The organism is Endoryza foliicola (genome assembly GCF_050589245.1).
Classification (GTDB): domain Bacteria; phylum Bacteroidota; class Bacteroidia; order Chitinophagales; family Chitinophagaceae; genus Endoryza; species Endoryza foliicola.
On record NZ_JBOBEW010000003.1, the window covers coordinates 160,317 to 175,490 of the forward strand.

11 protein-coding genes and 1 other RNA gene are annotated in these 15,174 nt (G+C 42.0%); 5 read left to right on the top strand and 7 right to left on the bottom strand.

What is annotated here, in order from left to right:
* Nucleotides 1–8: 8 nt before the first annotated feature.
* Nucleotides 9–2,243 carry a phosphoribosylformylglycinamidine synthase subunit PurL gene (gene purL / locus ACQ2HE_RS08085; protein WP_430898758.1) on the bottom strand — a complete coding sequence of 745 codons (2,235 nt, stop codon included), beginning with the start codon at nt 2,241–2,243 and terminating at the stop codon, nt 9–11.
* Between the two features lie 90 nt (nt 2,244–2,333).
* Here purL and ACQ2HE_RS08090 point away from each other — a divergent pair, with 90 nt between their 5' ends.
* Complete coding sequence (locus ACQ2HE_RS08090) at nt 2,334–3,248, top strand: glycosyltransferase (protein ID WP_430898756.1); 915 nt, start codon at nt 2,334–2,336, stop codon at nt 3,246–3,248.
* Between the two features lie 377 nt (nt 3,249–3,625).
* On the opposite strand, the gene ACQ2HE_RS08095 is transcribed toward ACQ2HE_RS08090, so the two are convergent.
* Nucleotides 3,626–4,771, bottom strand: coding sequence for a glycosyltransferase family 4 protein (locus ACQ2HE_RS08095; RefSeq protein ID WP_430898754.1), 1,146 nt, complete (start codon nt 4,769–4,771; stop codon nt 3,626–3,628).
* A gap of 68 nt (nt 4,772–4,839) precedes the next feature.
* On the opposite strand from ACQ2HE_RS08095, the gene ACQ2HE_RS08100 reads away from it, so the two are divergent.
* Both ACQ2HE_RS08100 and ACQ2HE_RS08105 read left to right on the top strand, forming a co-directional pair.
* Nucleotides 4,840–6,084 carry a hypothetical protein gene (locus ACQ2HE_RS08100; RefSeq protein WP_430898752.1) on the top strand — a complete coding sequence of 415 codons (1,245 nt, stop codon included), beginning with the start codon at nt 4,840–4,842 and terminating at the stop codon, nt 6,082–6,084.
* A gap of 174 nt (nt 6,085–6,258) precedes the next feature.
* Nucleotides 6,259–8,454: a glutamine synthetase III family protein gene (locus ACQ2HE_RS08105; protein ID WP_430898750.1), complete on the top strand. Its 2,196-nt coding sequence runs from the start codon at nt 6,259–6,261 to the stop codon at nt 8,452–8,454.
* 73 nt (nt 8,455–8,527) lie between these two features.
* Here ACQ2HE_RS08105 and ACQ2HE_RS08110 read toward each other — a convergent pair whose 3' ends face one another.
* Nucleotides 8,528–9,013, bottom strand: coding sequence for a hypothetical protein (locus ACQ2HE_RS08110; protein WP_430898748.1), 486 nt, complete (start codon nt 9,011–9,013; stop codon nt 8,528–8,530).
* 1,407 nt (nt 9,014–10,420) lie between these two features.
* On the opposite strand from ACQ2HE_RS08110, the gene ACQ2HE_RS08115 reads away from it, so the two are divergent.
* Nucleotides 10,421–10,831, top strand: a complete 411-nt coding sequence (locus tag ACQ2HE_RS08115; RefSeq protein ID WP_430898746.1) for a DUF2147 domain-containing protein — start codon at nt 10,421–10,423, stop codon at nt 10,829–10,831.
* Between the two features lie 80 nt (nt 10,832–10,911).
* Here the strand turns inward: ACQ2HE_RS08115 and fsa are convergent, their stop codons facing one another.
* The 3 genes from fsa to ACQ2HE_RS08130 all read right to left on the bottom strand — a co-directional run bounded on the left by fsa (nt 10,912) and on the right by ACQ2HE_RS08130 (nt 13,104).
* On the bottom strand, nt 10,912–11,562 hold the full coding sequence (fsa, locus tag ACQ2HE_RS08120; RefSeq protein ID WP_430898744.1) for a fructose-6-phosphate aldolase: 651 nt from the start codon (nt 11,560–11,562) through the stop codon (nt 10,912–10,914).
* Between the two features lie 90 nt (nt 11,563–11,652).
* An RNA gene (gene ffs / locus ACQ2HE_RS08125) (signal recognition particle sRNA small type) lies at nt 11,653–11,752 on the bottom strand.
* Nucleotides 11,753–11,814: 62 nt separating this feature from the next.
* Entirely contained in the window at nt 11,815–13,104 is a 1,290-nt protein-coding gene (locus ACQ2HE_RS08130) for a type IX secretion system plug protein (protein ID WP_430898742.1), read from the bottom strand.
* A gap of 96 nt (nt 13,105–13,200) precedes the next feature.
* On the opposite strand from ACQ2HE_RS08130, the gene ACQ2HE_RS08135 reads away from it, so the two are divergent.
* Nucleotides 13,201–14,436 (top strand): ABC transporter permease, encoded by a 1,236-nt coding sequence (locus tag ACQ2HE_RS08135; protein ID WP_430898740.1) that lies wholly within the window; start codon nt 13,201–13,203, stop codon nt 14,434–14,436.
* Here ACQ2HE_RS08135 and ACQ2HE_RS08140 read toward each other — a convergent pair.
* Entirely contained in the window at nt 14,429–15,166 is a 738-nt protein-coding gene (locus ACQ2HE_RS08140; protein WP_430898738.1) for a TrmH family RNA methyltransferase, read from the bottom strand. The genes ACQ2HE_RS08135 and ACQ2HE_RS08140 overlap by 8 nt on opposite strands.
* Nucleotides 15,167–15,174 lie beyond the last annotated feature (8 nt).

Sequence of the window (15,174 nt, forward strand, 5' to 3'; positions counted from 1 at the left end):
TCCTTACTTTATAATGCACTCAGGGCATGTTCTTCATCGTGACCAGCCAAAAGATTAGCAATAGCGTTATCGTATTTCTCTTTCCATTCTGTAATACGACCCCAATTCATTCCATCTACTTCAACAGATCCTGTGGTTACTTCACCCAGTTCTTCGAAAGCGAAACCTTCCATTGCTTGAAGGAATGCCGCTTGTTTATTTGCTTTTACTGAAACAATTACACGGCTCTGTGCTTCACCAAACCAATAACCATCTTTTCTGATCTTATAGTCGGAAGCCACTACATCTACGCCTAGTTCTCGGTTAAAGCCTGACTCAAGCAACGCAATGAACAATCCGCCTTCGCTAACGTCGTGAGCCGACTCAATTAAGCGTTGTTGAATAAGCGAAGCAACTTTTTGTTGAACATCGAATTCTTCATCTAATTCGAAATGAGGGGCCGGGCTGAATTCCACCCCGTGAATTTTATGCAAATATTCTGATGAATTGATATCGCCGCGGCTGGTTCCGATCAGGTAGATCACATCACCGGCTGCTTTGAAATCCATGGTCATTTTTTTATTGGCATTGTCGAGCAAGCCTACCATTCCGATGGTTGGAGTTGGGTATACGGGACCGTCGGGGTTTTGGTTATAGAAACTAACGTTACCGCCGGTTACAGGTGTATCAAATTTGGTACAAGCTTCGCCCATGCCTTTAATAGCGTTCACGAACTGGAAATATACTCCCGGATCGTAGGGATTGCCGAAGTTCAAGCAGTTGGTAACACCAAGGGGTTGTCCACCGCTACAAACAATGTTACGAGCAGCTTCTGCAACAGCGATCATAGCACCTTTATAAGGATCAGCGAATACATAACGCGAGTTACAGTCAGTGGTTAATGCGAGACCTTTATTGGTTGGCTTTGCAACAACAACGGCCGCGTCACTTGGCGCGTTGGTTGAGGCATTTACAGTTCCTACCATGCTATCGTACTGCACATATACCCAACGTTTAGAAGCGATGTTAGGGATGGTTACCAATTTTTCAGCTACTTCATATAAATCATCGGGTACTTCAATAGTATCAGGATTGAATCCTTTGATCTTATCAAAATATTCGGGTTGTATATAATCGCGATTATTCTGAGGAGCACCGCCGCCTAATACAAGTTCATAGGCAGGTAGTTCGGCTTCCAGTTCTCCATTCATGTAGAAACGGAGGATACCGTCGTCGGTCACTTCTCCAATTTCGCTGCAAGGGAGGTCCCATTTGTCGAATACGGCTTGCACGAGGGCTTCTTTGCCTTTTTCAACTACCATGAGCATGCGCTCTTGGCTTTCAGAGAGAAGGAGTTCCCAAGCTTTCATATTTTGTTGGCGGGTTGGCACTTTATCGAGGTCGATGCGCATACCAACTTCGCCTTTGGCACTCATTTCAGAAGTGGAACAGATGATACCTGCAGCACCCATGTCTTGCATTCCTACTACCGCACCAGTTTGAATCACTTCCAAACAAGCTTCCAATAATTTCTTCTCTTGGAAAGGGTCGCCCACTTGAACTGCGGGTAGTTCCTCAGCACTTTCTGCTGTAATATCGGCACTGGCAAAGCTTGCACCTCCGATACCGTCTTTACCGGTTGCACTTCCCACAAAGAATACAGGGTTTCCGATTCCCTTAGCAGTAGCAGAAACAGTTTCACCGTTCTTTACAACACCCACACTCATGGCATTTACCAGCGGGTTGGTGTGGTATTTTTGTTCAAAGTATATTTCACCGCCTACCGTAGGTACGCCGAAACAGTTACCGTAGTGACTGATTCCGTGTACTACTCCAGCGAGTAAGTGTTGAGTTTTTGCTTCGTTAAGATTGCCAAAACGGAGGGAGTTGAGAGAAGCAATAGGGCGGGCACCCATGGTAAAGATATCTCTGTGAATACCTCCTACCCCGGTAGCAGCTCCTTGGAAGGGCTCGATGGCAGAGGGGTGGTTGTGTGATTCAATTTTGAACACCACACCATAACCATCACCAATATCCATTAATCCGGCATTTTCTTCACCAGCCTTCACCAGCATCTTTTTTCCCTCTCTTGGAAGGGTTTTCAGCCATTTAATTGAATTTTTGTAGCTACAGTGTTCGCTCCACATACCACTGAACGCACAGAGTTCGTTAAAGTTGGGGGTGCGGCCGAGCTTTTGTTTAATGAGTTCAAATTCTTCTTCGGTGAGACGGAGTTGTTTAGCCGTTTTAACAGTTACTTCCATGATTTTATTTGTGCCTGTAAAAGAAAGCGCAAAAGTACGAAGCCAAAAGCAATCTTATTTTATAAATTTACCCACTTTGCATCACCAACTATGACAATTGCATTTGTTCACAATAAAAAAGCGCTTTTGCCGGGAATTACGGCCTATCGACAGTTTTTTTCGCAGTTTGGCATTCAAACCGAGGTAGTGAGCCCCGATGAATTGGGCTTGGTACACAGGCATATAGAATGGCATTTCATGGGAAAAGACCTGTCAAAGCCGCGAGAGGGCATCTATAAGATTCACGAATACGCTTCGGCATCGGTACCCCCTTTTGCCGGTTATAAGAATTGGATTAAGAGTTTTTTTAATACACAACCCGATTTTAGGTTATTCCAGAACGAATATGTGAAGAATTGCTTCAATTTCAGAGATTCTATTTCCTATGGTTTCAGAGAAGTTGGCATTCCAAGCAATTGGCTTTTAAGTCCGGTTCACTTTCAAAAAGAGTTTGACTTCATTTATATTGGCAGTGTAGACCCGAATAGAAATTTGGAGCCCCTGCTTGATAAGTTCACCAAGGAATTGAGAGATCGGAGTCTTTTAATGGTAAGTCAACATTACGAGGACCTTCAATCAAAGTACAGCAGCTATTCGAATATTCAGTTCAAGGGACCGGTTGACAAAGAGCAGGTTCGGATGGCTATTTTAAAGTCGCGCTTTGCTTTGAATTACATTCCCGATCTGGCTCCTTTTAATCAACAAACTTCTACCAAATTATTGGAATACTGCACCTGTAGAATTCCCGTAGTTACTACATCCTACCCTTGGGTTCATCAATTTGAGGTATCGGAAGGGGGTAAATTCTTCTATTTAAAAGAGGACTTGAGCAATTTAAATTGGGAAACTTTGAATGAATTTGACTATGCTTTTCCTGATTTACGCGATTGGACCTGGGATCAACAAATTCGAAAAAGCGGTGTGTTGGAGTTTATTGAGCAGGTGTTTCCGGAGGTGAGGTTTTGAGAGGAGAAACGAGGAGGATAATTAAAAATTAATAATTAACAATTAATAATGGAACAGCCGGCAGTCAGGTTGATTGAATATTGGGTGCTAATCTGTGGAAATCTGTACTAATCTGAGAGCTATCTGTGGTGAAAATAAGGAGGGAGGAAATACGAAGAAACTGCCAACGCTGCGAAAACGCTGCGTTCGCTGCGCCGCCGCGGTAAAAAAAGACTACTTCGCGAAATCTTTGCGCTCTCCTATGTTTACGGAGAATATTTTTTTGACCACGGATTCGCACAAATTATGACAGATTTTCACAGATTAGCGGCTGAGTATTCTAAGATTCAAAAAAACTTCGCGAAATCTCCTCGCTCTTAGCGGTGATGACAGTCAATTTAATCGATCCATTCTTTATTGAGGGTGTGGAGGTATTCTTGGATGATGAGGCGCACGTCGAATTTTTGTTTTACCAATTTCCTTCCGGCGGATCCCATTTCCATCAACGCCGTTTCGGGCAAATTGAGCATACGTTCCATTTTATCGGCTAAATCGAAGGGGTCATTACTATTGCAAATAAACCCATTGAGTTCGTGTTGAACTACTTCTTTTGAACCTCGATTTTGAGCTGTGATAATGGGCAATTCCATAGATGCTGCTTCCATTAACGATCGCGGAACTCCTTCATTATAAAAAGAAGGGAAAACAAAGCAATCGGCTTTTTCCAAATAGGCTTTCACATGATCGGTATAGCCTTCGTATTTTATTAGGCCTTCTTTTTGCCATTTATCCAGTTCTTCTTGATGAATAGAATCGGGATGGTTTTTCTCAAAAAAGCCAATCAAAACGCAGTTGAAATCATAGTTTTTATTCTTCAAAATTCTAGCAGCATCAGCATATATTGCAATTCCTTTGCTTCGTAGCAAACGAGTGCTCATCAGAAAAGTAAAGGGCTGCTTTTTCTTTGTATGTGGTAGCGATCCCTGTTTAAAGAAATTTGTATTTACGCCTTCGCCGGGCAATACTTTGGCCTTTTCAATAGGAATCAATTTTTCATTGATAAAAATGCGGGCGTCGTCGTTGTTTAAGAACCATACTTCACGGGTCTTCTTCAAGCCGAATTTGTAAAGATTTTTGACAACTGTATTCAACCAATTCTTCTTTGCGAAGGCATATCCCAATCCAGTAACTACTGCAACCGAAGGAATTCCAAGAGAAGCAGCGGCTAATGAACCGTAGATATTGGGTTTTACCACATAATGAAAAATGAAATCGGGCTTCCATTTTTTGTAGAGTTGTTTCAACTCACGGTAAAAGCGAATATCGGCAAGCGGTTTGGCCGCCTTATTATCAAAATGAATGGGAATAAATTGGCACCCAATTTCGGTGAGTCGGTGAGAGAAATCATCGTCGGGGGCTATTACCAACACCTCAAATTGATTCTTGATCAGGTATTGAATTACATCCCATCTAAAATTGTAAACCGACCAAGCGTTATTGGAAACGAAGGCGATCCGTTTGTATGTAGAGGGGTTGAAATCCATGCGAAACAAAGATACAATTACTTTATAAGTAGGGAACAATTCATTAAAAATGAATAACTTTCAGCGTTGTGCAGTCCATCATCATTTTCATAATAACGCTGGGGCTTTTCAGTTATTTCCTTGTTTATTTAAACAAGCGTTTTTCTGCGGGCTTGCATTGGAAATGGCTGCTGTTAGGTTATTTTTCCAAAATTTTACTGGGGTGCTTGTACGGTTATATCTATTTGCACTATTATGGGGGAGACGATACTTGGTATTTTAATAAAGGCGGTGCTGAAGAATTCGAATTGTTAAGAACCGATCCGGTTGGATTCTTCAAACCTTTCAATCCAATAGCTGCATTTGAGCGGTATGAAGGGTGGGGTAAAAATTGGTACTACTATTTAGTAGACCTGGAATGGAGTTTTATTACCAAGCCTTTGGGATTGTTCCATGTAGTGAGTGGGGGAAATTATTATATCAATGCTGTTTTGTTCAATTTTATTCAGATTTGGTCGGCCTTGATTTTTTTAAAATGGGTGCGGAAGCGCTTTCAAGTGCAAGGACCTTGGCCATTCCTACTACTCTGTTTCTTTCCTCCGATTGCGTTTTGGCTAAGTGGCATACGGGGCGATGGTTACTTGTTCTTATGCATGATGTTGGTAATAAATGCATTTGATTCATTATTAACTCAATTCAAAAAACGATCCCTTTGCTATTTAGCATTGGGCATTGTTGGGGTATTGATATTCCGCCAACAAATTATGGTGCTATTGGCTCCGGCTCTTCTGGTTTGGTATTTAGTTGTAAGAAAGAACCGACTGATTGGAAGGACGGCTGTTTGGGTGTATGGAACTTTGATAGCCCTGTTTATTTTATCTTCTTTTCTTCCTCCCTCCTATTCTATTCCACTTAAAATTGCATCGCTGCAGAACAGCTATCGCCAGTTGCATGGAAAAACGATTCTTCCTTTGGGGCAATTAGACGGTAGTTGGGTCACTTATATTAAAGTATTGCCGCAAGCATTTTCAAATAGCTTTTTAAGACCCTTTCCTTGGGAAGCCAAAGGAGCGCTTCAATTATTCTTTAGTGGCAGTCATCTGTTATTTTGGGTCTTGTTATTGTTTGCTGTATTTAGATACCCTCATCAATTACTCTCTCTTGCGAAATCACCGGCTATTGGTTCGCTTCTAATCTTTAGCGTTAGCTTGTATTTAATTATTGGATTTACGGTACCCTATCCTGGTGCAATCGTACGGTATATTGTACCCGGAATGGTGTTCTTCTATCTCTGGATTGGGTTGGCAATGTTTCGCCCCCGAAATACAAATTAATATTTTTTTACATATTTATATTTTTCCAATTTTTTGCTCATTTTCACCCAAAATATTTAGCATTTTCACCATTTTATTCACACTAACGCTCGTAAACATAGAAAATTTAGAAAATATTCAACGTTTTTTAATTTATTTCTTCTTTTCTTTGTGGGAACGAAAAATTAAAAACTAATGGAAAATTTACGTTTTAAAGCCATCAACGATCTTTCGAGCACATCGAAGGATGTTGAAGTTAAGGGAGCGGCAAAAATCACCGGCATTTTCGGAGAGAATGTATTTACATTGAAGACAGCCCGTGAATTTTTGAGCGACGAAGCTTATAAAAGCCTTTTGGTATCAATCAGAGGTGGTAAAAAAATTGACCGTGCTGTTGCGAATCAGATTGCTGCGGGTATCCGTCAGTGGGCTGAAAGCAAAGGTGTAACACACTACACGCACTGGTTCCAACCCTTAACCGGAACTTCGGCTGAGAAGCACGATTCATTCTTTACTTTGAAGAGTGATGGTACAGCTATCGAGGAGTTCGACGGTGCGGCTTTAATTCAACAAGAGCCAGATGCCTCATCATTCCCTAGTGGTGGTATTCGTGCAACTTTCGAAGCGCGCGGTTATACTGCATGGGATCCTTCTTCACCTGCTTTCATTATGGAGATCGGTTATGGTAAAACCTTGTGTATTCCTACCATCTTCGTTTCTTATACCGGCGAAACATTGGACTATAAAGCTCCTTTGTTGAAGTCTTTGGAATCTTTGAACAAGTCTGCTGTTGAAGTAGCGAACTATTTCGACAAGAACGTTACAAAGATCACTGCAACATTGGGTTGGGAGCAAGAGTACTTCGTAATTGACGAAGCGTTCTTCAATGCACGTCCTGACTTAGTAATGAGCGGTAGAACTGTATTTGGACATTCACCTGCGAAAGGTCAGCAATTGGAAGATCATTACTTCGGAGCAATTCCTGAGAGAGTGTATGCTTTCATGAGAGACTTTGAAACAGAAAGCTATAAGTTGGGTATTCCTTTGCGTACACGTCACAACGAGGTAGCGCCTGCTCAGTTTGAGTGTGCTCCTATCTTTGAAGAAGTGAGTGTAGCGGTAGACCACAACACTTTGTTGATGGACATTATGGAGCGCGTTGCCCGTCGTCACAAGTTGCGCGTGTTGATTCATGAGAAACCATTTGCCGGCATCAACGGTAGTGGTAAGCACAACAACTGGAGTATGGCTACTGATACCGGAGTGAACTTATTGGCTCCAGGTAAAACTCCAAAGACCAACTTGATGTTCTTAACGTTCTTCGTTAATACTATCAAAGCGGTTCATGACTATTCAGACATCCTGAGAGCATCTATTGCTTCTGCCGGTAACGACCACCGTTTGGGTGCGAACGAAGCTCCTCCTGCGATCATCTCTGTATTCATTGGTCAGTACTTAACGAAAGTATTGAACGATGTAAAACAACGCGTAGGTGGTAAGTTCGACGAACAAGACGAAGCTATCTTAAAATTAGACTTACATAGAAGTATTCCTGAGTTGTTGTTGGACAATACCGACCGTAACCGTACTTCTCCTTTTGCCTTCACCGGTAATAAATTCGAATTCCGTGCAGTAGGTTCTTCTGCTAACTGTGCGAATGCGATGACTGCCTTGAACACCATCATGGCTGAAACTTTGAAAACCTTTAAGAAAGACGTTGATGCGTTGATCGAGAAAGGCGAGAAAAAAGAAATCGCGATCATGCATGTTATTCGTGAGTACATTGTTGCGAGCGAAAAAGTATTGTTTGAAGGCGATGGTTATAGCGATGAGTGGCATGAAGAAGCTGCAAAAAGAGGTTTACCAAACGTTCGCACTACTCCTTTAGCATTGGATGCTTATGTAACTGAGAAAGCGAAGCATTTGTTTGAATCAAACAATGTGTTGACACATGTTGAGTTAGAAGCACGTCACGAAATTGAGTTGGAGAAGTACATTAAGAAAGTACAGATCGAAGCTCGTATTATGGGTGAGTTGTGCACTAGTCACATTCTTCCTTCTGCGGTTAAATACATGAATGTATTGGCTACCAATGTTAAATCTTTAACTGATTTAGGTTTGGGAGAAGCAGCTGTAGCAAACCAAAAACAAATTCTTACCAAGATCTCTGAGCATGTTGCTAAAGTGAGTGATTTGGTTGAGAAAATGATTGAGGCTCGCAAAGCAGCGAATGCATTGAGCGATACACGTGAGAAAGCAATTGCATATCAAGCTACTGTAAAAGATGCTTATTTCGATGCAATTCGTTACTCAGTTGATAAGATTGAGTTATTGGTTGACGATCAGTTCTGGTTGTTGCCTAAGTACAGAGAAATGCTCTTCTTGAGATAAACTTGGTTCACTGACATGACAAGCAACAAAGGCCCGTTTCGTAAGAAGCGGGCTTTTTTTATACCATGATGATTTAAGGATTAGGCAGATTTAGGTCGAACAGCAATTGCGGAAGGGTTTGAGAGGACTTGAGTAGGATCGTTTTGGAAGTAAGAAGGGCTTGTCCTCGATAGTAAGTGCCGGTTCTTCCTTCAATGTTGAGTAATTTAAAGCTGCTATCTCTGAAAATGAGGAGGAGTTGCTTTTGTTTTGGTGATTGGTATTCTTTTCGAATGAAAATGGTTTTACCACCGTCGGTTTTAATAAAATAAGCAACGAATTGAGTACCGGCAATGAGTGCAACAATGAAGAGAATGGGGACGAATTTTCGTGTATAGGTTTGACCCGGTGAGAGTTTGAAGAACCCGTAGAGATAATAGATCATGGCGACTAGGAAGGTGAAATTGAGGGCGATTTTTACGAGTCCCCAGTTGAGGTTCACCCCGTTTCGTTCAGAGAACAGGATGCCGATATATGCGAAAAATAAAAGAGATAGGACAAGCAAAGACTTTTTTGACATACGATGTATTAATTGGGGTAAAGATACAAGGATGTTAGCGATGAGGATGCGCGGGAACAGCCGTAACGCAAAGGTTTGGTGGTTGGAGGTCGGAGAGGCTGAGGGTAGTTAAGTTTTTGGCAGTTTGATTTTCGAAGAGTCTTCTACTTAAGGGCGCAAAGCCGCTGCGCGGGGAACAGCCGGAACGCAAAGGTTTGGTGGTTGAAGGTTGGAGCGGCTGAGGTTAATTAAGTTTTTGGCAGTTTGATTTTCGAAGAGTCAAATATTTGAGAAATGAGTGCGCGAAGAATTCAAAGATTTTTTTAACCGCGGCGACGCAGCGATCGCAGCGATGACGCAGCGTAAAATCCCTAATTCCGCCGAAGGCGGAATGATACCTACTCAATATGACTGCCAACCGCGCTGGCCGGAGGCCTCCTTCCGGCGAAGCCCAACTGAATACAGACTGCTGCACTCGAGATATCTAAAACTTTGCGTTTAAATGTATTCAGATCCCGCGAAGCGGGAACAGCCGTAACGCAAAGGTTTGGTAGTTGGAGGTTGGAGAGGTTGTGGGTAGTTAAGTTGTTGACATAACGAAATTCAAAGAGTCTTTTACTTAAGGGCGCAAAGCCGCTGCGCGGGGAACAGCCATAACGCAAAGGTTTGGTGGTTGGAGGTTGGAGAGGTTGTGGGTAGTTAAGTTTTTGGCAGACTGAAATTCGAAGAGTCTTCTACTTAAGGGCGCAAAGCCGCTGCGCGGGGAGCAGCCGGAACGCAAAGAATTGGTGGTTGGAGGTTGGAGAGGTTGAGGGTAGTTAAGTTTTTGGCAGACTGAAATTCGAAGAGTCTTCTACTTAAGGGCGCAAAGCCGCTGCGCGGGGAGCAGCCGGAACGCAAAGAATTGGTGGTTGGAGGTTGGAGAGGCTGAGGGTAGTTAAGTTTTTGGCAGACTGAAATTCGAAGAGTCTTCTACTTAAGGGCGCAAAGCCGCTGCGCGGGGGAACAGCCGGAACGCAAAGAATTCGTAAAGTTCTCATATGCATCATTTTTTTTAATCAACATATTTTTAAACTATCATAATCCCAAATGGGATATCAATGTTGGCACAAGCTGACGCTTGCGCCAACACTGTAGTTGAATTCAAAGGCAAGCTTACGCTTGAATAAAGCTACGCGAGCTTACGCTCTCTCCGCTCTGCCAACAAGCTACTTGCGCTGTTCTCTTTTTCAATCAACCTCGTTCTTGTATTCAATTAACTAATTTTCAAACTATCAAATTCACCAATTAGCACAATCGCTTTTCTTTCCAGTATTCATCCAATATATTGCAGTGTCAACAGGTTTAATCGAGGAAATTGGGTAAGATTGGAGTTTGTTCAACCAAAATTGAATTGAGTTGTTTTAAGGTTGAACTAAAAACTATCATATGAAAAAAGTGATCTTTTTTATGATTGCTGCACTGCTGTTTGGAGCGAAAGAGGCGAGTGCACAGGCCGACAAAATTATTGGCACGTATTGGAGTCCTCAAAAAGATGGCAAGGTTGAGATTTTCAAACAAGGTAATAAGTACTATGGAAAAATCATTTGGAGTTCCAACCCGAGAAAAGATGCCAAAAACCCCAAACCCGAATTGCGATCAAGGGAAATTGTAGGTATGACTTTCTTGACTGATTTCAAATTTGACGACGACGAGTATATTGATGGAGAAATTTATGATCCCAAGTCAGGTAAAACTTATAGCTGCAAAATGTGGTTGGATGGATCTTACTTACATGTAAAAGGCTATATTGGCATTAGCTTGTTGGGCAGAACTGAAAAATTTGAACGTATTAATTAATAGATTCGTTCTTGTTTGCTAAATAAAAAGAAAGGCGCTGCAGTTGCAGCGCCATTGTAATATGATCTATTCTACTAGAATTACATTTTCTTAGCGTCTTCCATGAATTTTGCCAAGCCGATGTCAGTCAAAGGATGTTTTAACAATCCCAAGATTGAATCGAGCGGACAAGTGCATACATCAGCACCGGCTTGAGCACATTTCACAATGTGAAGGGCGTTGCGGATAGAAGCTGCTAAGATCTCAGTTTTAAAACCTTGGATGGTATAGATCTGAGCAATTTCTTCGATCAATTGGATACCGTCCCAACTGCTATCGTCGATACGACCGATAAAAGGAGAAACATAAGTGGCGCCTGCTTTTGCAGCCAAAATAGCTTGACCGGCAGAGAACACCAAGGTGCAATTGGTTTTGATTCCATTCTCAGAGAACCATTTCAATGCTTTGATACCATCTTTGATCATGGGAACTTTCACCACGATGTTTGGATGGATCGCTGCGAATTTTTTACCTTCTTCAATCATGCCGGCAAAGTCGGTTGACAATACTTCTGCACTTACATCTCCATCTACTAATTCGCAGATAGTTTCATAATGTTTTAAAATAGCTGCTTCGCCTTTAATGCCCTCTTTGGCCATTAATGATGGGTTGGTAGTAACACCGTCGAGGATGCCTAATTCATTGGCTTCCTTAATTTGAGCCAAATTGGCTGTATCAATAAAAAATTTCATTTGATATGATATTTGAATGATTGCGATATAAAAAACAAAAGCCAAATTGAAAAAAGGTTCTTCCAAATTGGCTCTCGAGAATTTCTTTAAAAATGGCAGGCTACTCACATCGCACCGCTACAACCGCCTATCCTTGCTGCCTTCCGACCCTGGGGAGGTTCGGCAGGAGCTGGTCGTGTAAGACCTGCCGCCGCAAATATAGGACAAAAAACATTGGCAGCGGGCAGATTTATAGATCTTTCTAAAAAGCCTTTATCGGAGGGTTTTATTGGTCATGGAATTAACCTTTGATACACCCACCAATTCATCGTGTCGCCCCCCCAAAGCCTTGTAGTATACTAGTATGGTGTATTCGTCCTCCGATTCCCAATAATTGCCTTCGGTTTGTTGGAAATCAGGCAGTTGTTTGGGACCTGGTTGCGTTCCTTGGTCGATGGTTACATAGGCGTAGTCATAATAGCCTTGTTTCAGAAACAAGCTGGTTTCGTACAAACCCTTCTCAGCATTGAATACGAGTTTCGTTTTGCTATTGTATTCATAGTTGGTAAAGCGACCTACTATGTACACGTCTTTGCCACGGATGGGCTGGCCGCCGGCCGGAGCAAAAGCGAAGTGAACAGTGGCATAATCGCCCTGCCAATAGGGATTCAAGCCTTCTGTATTTTGAATATAGTAAGCTCCATTGGCATCTCGGAAGAAATTCACTCGAAGATTCGATCTATCTGCATCGGGTTTCACAAAAATTTCTGTCGAAGTTTTGGTGTAGATGGCATTCAAGACTCGATCACTTTGCAATCGAAAACTTCTCAAATCAAGCCAGCGCCATTCTTTACCGGCCGGAAAAACAGCATCTGCTTCGCAATCAAAATCCATTATGTTTCGATTGAAAAAAGTAGGTCGAACATGGGTAATAGCATTGTCCCAGCGATCATTCTGTAAAATCATCACTTTGGTTTGTTGCAAATAGTTCATCAAATTCAACTGTTCGCTGAAATTCACTCTGAATTGAACTTTATGATGGGTGCGAATGATTTGAGAATTGAAGGGTTGAACTATGGCCGCAGAGATGGAGGCTTTGTCATCAACCACCAGAAATCGTTTGGTAAAAAGCAGTTTTGAAGTATCTCCGTCTTTAAAAACTTTGAGAATATAGTTGCCGGAACGGGAAGGAATGGAGTTACGATCGGGAAGTACGGCCTGATAGTGCACATATTTTGTAAAGGCAACGGATGAAACTCGGTAGGTAGTTAATCGGGTTTGGGAATATCCTTTGATAAAATCAAATTGGCTCAGCATGGCTGGTGTCCAATCGGCATTGCACAATTGATAGGTATAATAATAGCTTTTAACGGAAGGATCCAGATCGTCGAAATGAAGTTCCATTTGTTCTAGGGCATTCAAACGAATGAGGGGATAGGCCAATTGGTTGCCATTTTGAAAAAGTTGCACAGTGGCAATATTAGGCGCCACCACCATTTCAGGAATTTGTGCCTTTACCTGCAAAATGAAGAGGGCCAATAGGATGCTGAAACAATGCTTCATGAACTAAAAATACGTTATTTGAATAGGTTGGAACCCTTAAAAAATACGGCAGATTGAAAGGTACCCACTATTTTTGACAAACGAAAACCATGCCGATTGAATATAGCAGCGTTCATTGCCCGAAGGGTAGCATTTAGCGGTCAGAAAAGTTTCTCCCGATTCATCGTACGATTGTCGGTTGCAGCTACCATTATTAGTGTGGCTGTAATGATCGTAACCCTTGCATTTGCCGGTGGTTTTCAACAAACTATCAGCAATAAAGTATTCAGTTTTTTCGGGCATGTGCGAGTGATCAATTACAATAGCACTCAACAAGTAGCCATTGCCGAAGAATTACCGGTCCGAAAAAGCGATTCCGTTCTGAATTTGCCCAAAATGGTGCCAGGAATCAAAAAGGTGCAAGCGTACGCCACAAAAAACGCCATATTAAAGACTACGGAAACAATTGAAGGTGTGCTTTTTAAAGGGGTAGAAAAAAACTATGGCTTTGATAACTTAAAGAACTTTCTGGTTGAAGGAAGATGGATCAATTTTGATGATAGCAGCTATAATAAAGAAATCAATCTTTCTGCTTCCATGGCAAAGCAACTGAATTTGAAGGTGAAGGACCAAGTCATGATTTTCTTTATTCAACCCAACGGAGCACCACCTAGACCACGGAAACTCACGGTAGTGGGTATCTTCAAAACCGGTATTGAAGAGTACGACAAGCTTTTTGCACTGGGCGATTTGCGCTTGATACAACGATTGAATGACTGGACACCCGAACAAATTGGCGGATATGAGTTGATTTTAGATCAACCCAATGATATGGACCGCGTTAGTTACGACATTGTACCTTATCTTCCTTTTGACGTTACTTCGCAAACGATCAAAGAGTCGTTCCCTTCGATTTTTGATTGGCTGCAGTTACAAGACCAAACCATTTACATTGTGATGGCTATTATGATGGTGATTGCAACCCTTAATTTAATTACTTGTTTGCTGATTCTCGTATTGGAAAGGACCCGAATGATTGGCTTGTTGAAAGCGCTGGGAAGTCCGAATGGCACTGTTCAACGGATATTTTTATATCAGGGTAGTATCATTTCGGGAGTGGGCATTTTGGGTGGGTTGCTATTGGGACTTCTTATGTGTTGGCTTCAATACCAGTATGGATTTATCACATTGTCTGAAGACACATATTATATCTCCAAAGCTGCTGTTTACCTAGTTTGGTGGCAGGTTGCATTAGTGGTATTGGCCACTTTTGTAGTGTGCTTTTTGATTCTTCTTATTCCTTCCGCAATTGTGAAAACGGTACAGCCGATTCGGGCGATTCAGTTCAGGTAAGGTGCGATAATAGAATGCCGGTGGCTACCGCAGCATTCAAAGATTCTGCCCCACCTTTGGCCGGGATGGTTATTTTGACAACCTTATCAGTGATTAGATTAGCGGCAATTCCTTTGGATTCATTACCTATAATCAAAGCTCCTTTTTCAGGTTTTTGGATTGATTGCAAGGGGCTGCCGTTTAGGTGAGCAGCCAATATGGGTCGATCTTTGATTTGATCGATATAAAACTCAAGTGGGGTATAAATGATTCGAACTCTCGATAAGCTGCCCATGGTAGCTTGTACTACTTTAGGGTTCAAATAATCGGCTGTTTGGGGGCTTGCAACGATATCGGTGATTCCGAACCAATCGGCTGTTCTAATGATTGTTCCTAAATTACCGGGATCTTGGATAGTATCGAGAATTAGTATCCAAGGTGAAACTGGCTTATCTGCATTAAAAACAGGCTTTTTTACGATTGCCAACACCTCGGCGGGTGTTTGAAGCTGTGAAATGCGCTCCAATTCTTGGTGGCTTACTTCCGTAAAAGGAATGGCGGCTGTTTTAAGCGCATTTTCATGTTCTTCGATCCAAGAGGCCAGGGCGAACACTTCTTTGATTTGAATATTTGGTGCAGCCAAGAATTCGTTAATTATTTTGGGACCTTCGGCTGTGAATTCCCCTATTTCATCCCTGAATTTTTTCTGGCTTAAACTTTGAATATATTTGACCTGTGATTTAACCAGCATTGTGATAG

Bases quoted from the DNA above. Each gene is read 5' to 3' on its own strand.
- purL (WP_430898758.1), bottom strand. From the start codon at position 2,243: ATGGAAGTAACTGTTAAAACGGCTAAACAACTCCGTCTCACCGAAGAA.
- ACQ2HE_RS08090 (WP_430898756.1), top strand. From the start codon at position 2,334: ATGACAATTGCATTTGTTCACAATAAAAAAGCGCTTTTGCCGGGAATT.
- ACQ2HE_RS08095 (WP_430898754.1), bottom strand. From the start codon at position 4,771: ATGGATTTCAACCCCTCTACATACAAACGGATCGCCTTCGTTTCCAAT.
- ACQ2HE_RS08105 (WP_430898750.1), top strand. From the start codon at position 6,259: ATGGAAAATTTACGTTTTAAAGCCATCAACGATCTTTCGAGCACATCG.
- ACQ2HE_RS08110 (WP_430898748.1), bottom strand. From the start codon at position 9,013: ATGTCAAAAAAGTCTTTGCTTGTCCTATCTCTTTTATTTTTCGCATAT.
- ACQ2HE_RS08115 (WP_430898746.1), top strand. From the start codon at position 10,421: ATGAAAAAAGTGATCTTTTTTATGATTGCTGCACTGCTGTTTGGAGCG.
- fsa (WP_430898744.1), bottom strand. From the start codon at position 11,562: ATGAAATTTTTTATTGATACAGCCAATTTGGCTCAAATTAAGGAAGCC.
- ACQ2HE_RS08130 (WP_430898742.1), bottom strand. From the start codon at position 13,104: ATGAAGCATTGTTTCAGCATCCTATTGGCCCTCTTCATTTTGCAGGTA.
- ACQ2HE_RS08140 (WP_430898738.1), bottom strand. From the start codon at position 15,166: ATGCTGGTTAAATCACAGGTCAAATATATTCAAAGTTTAAGCCAGAAA.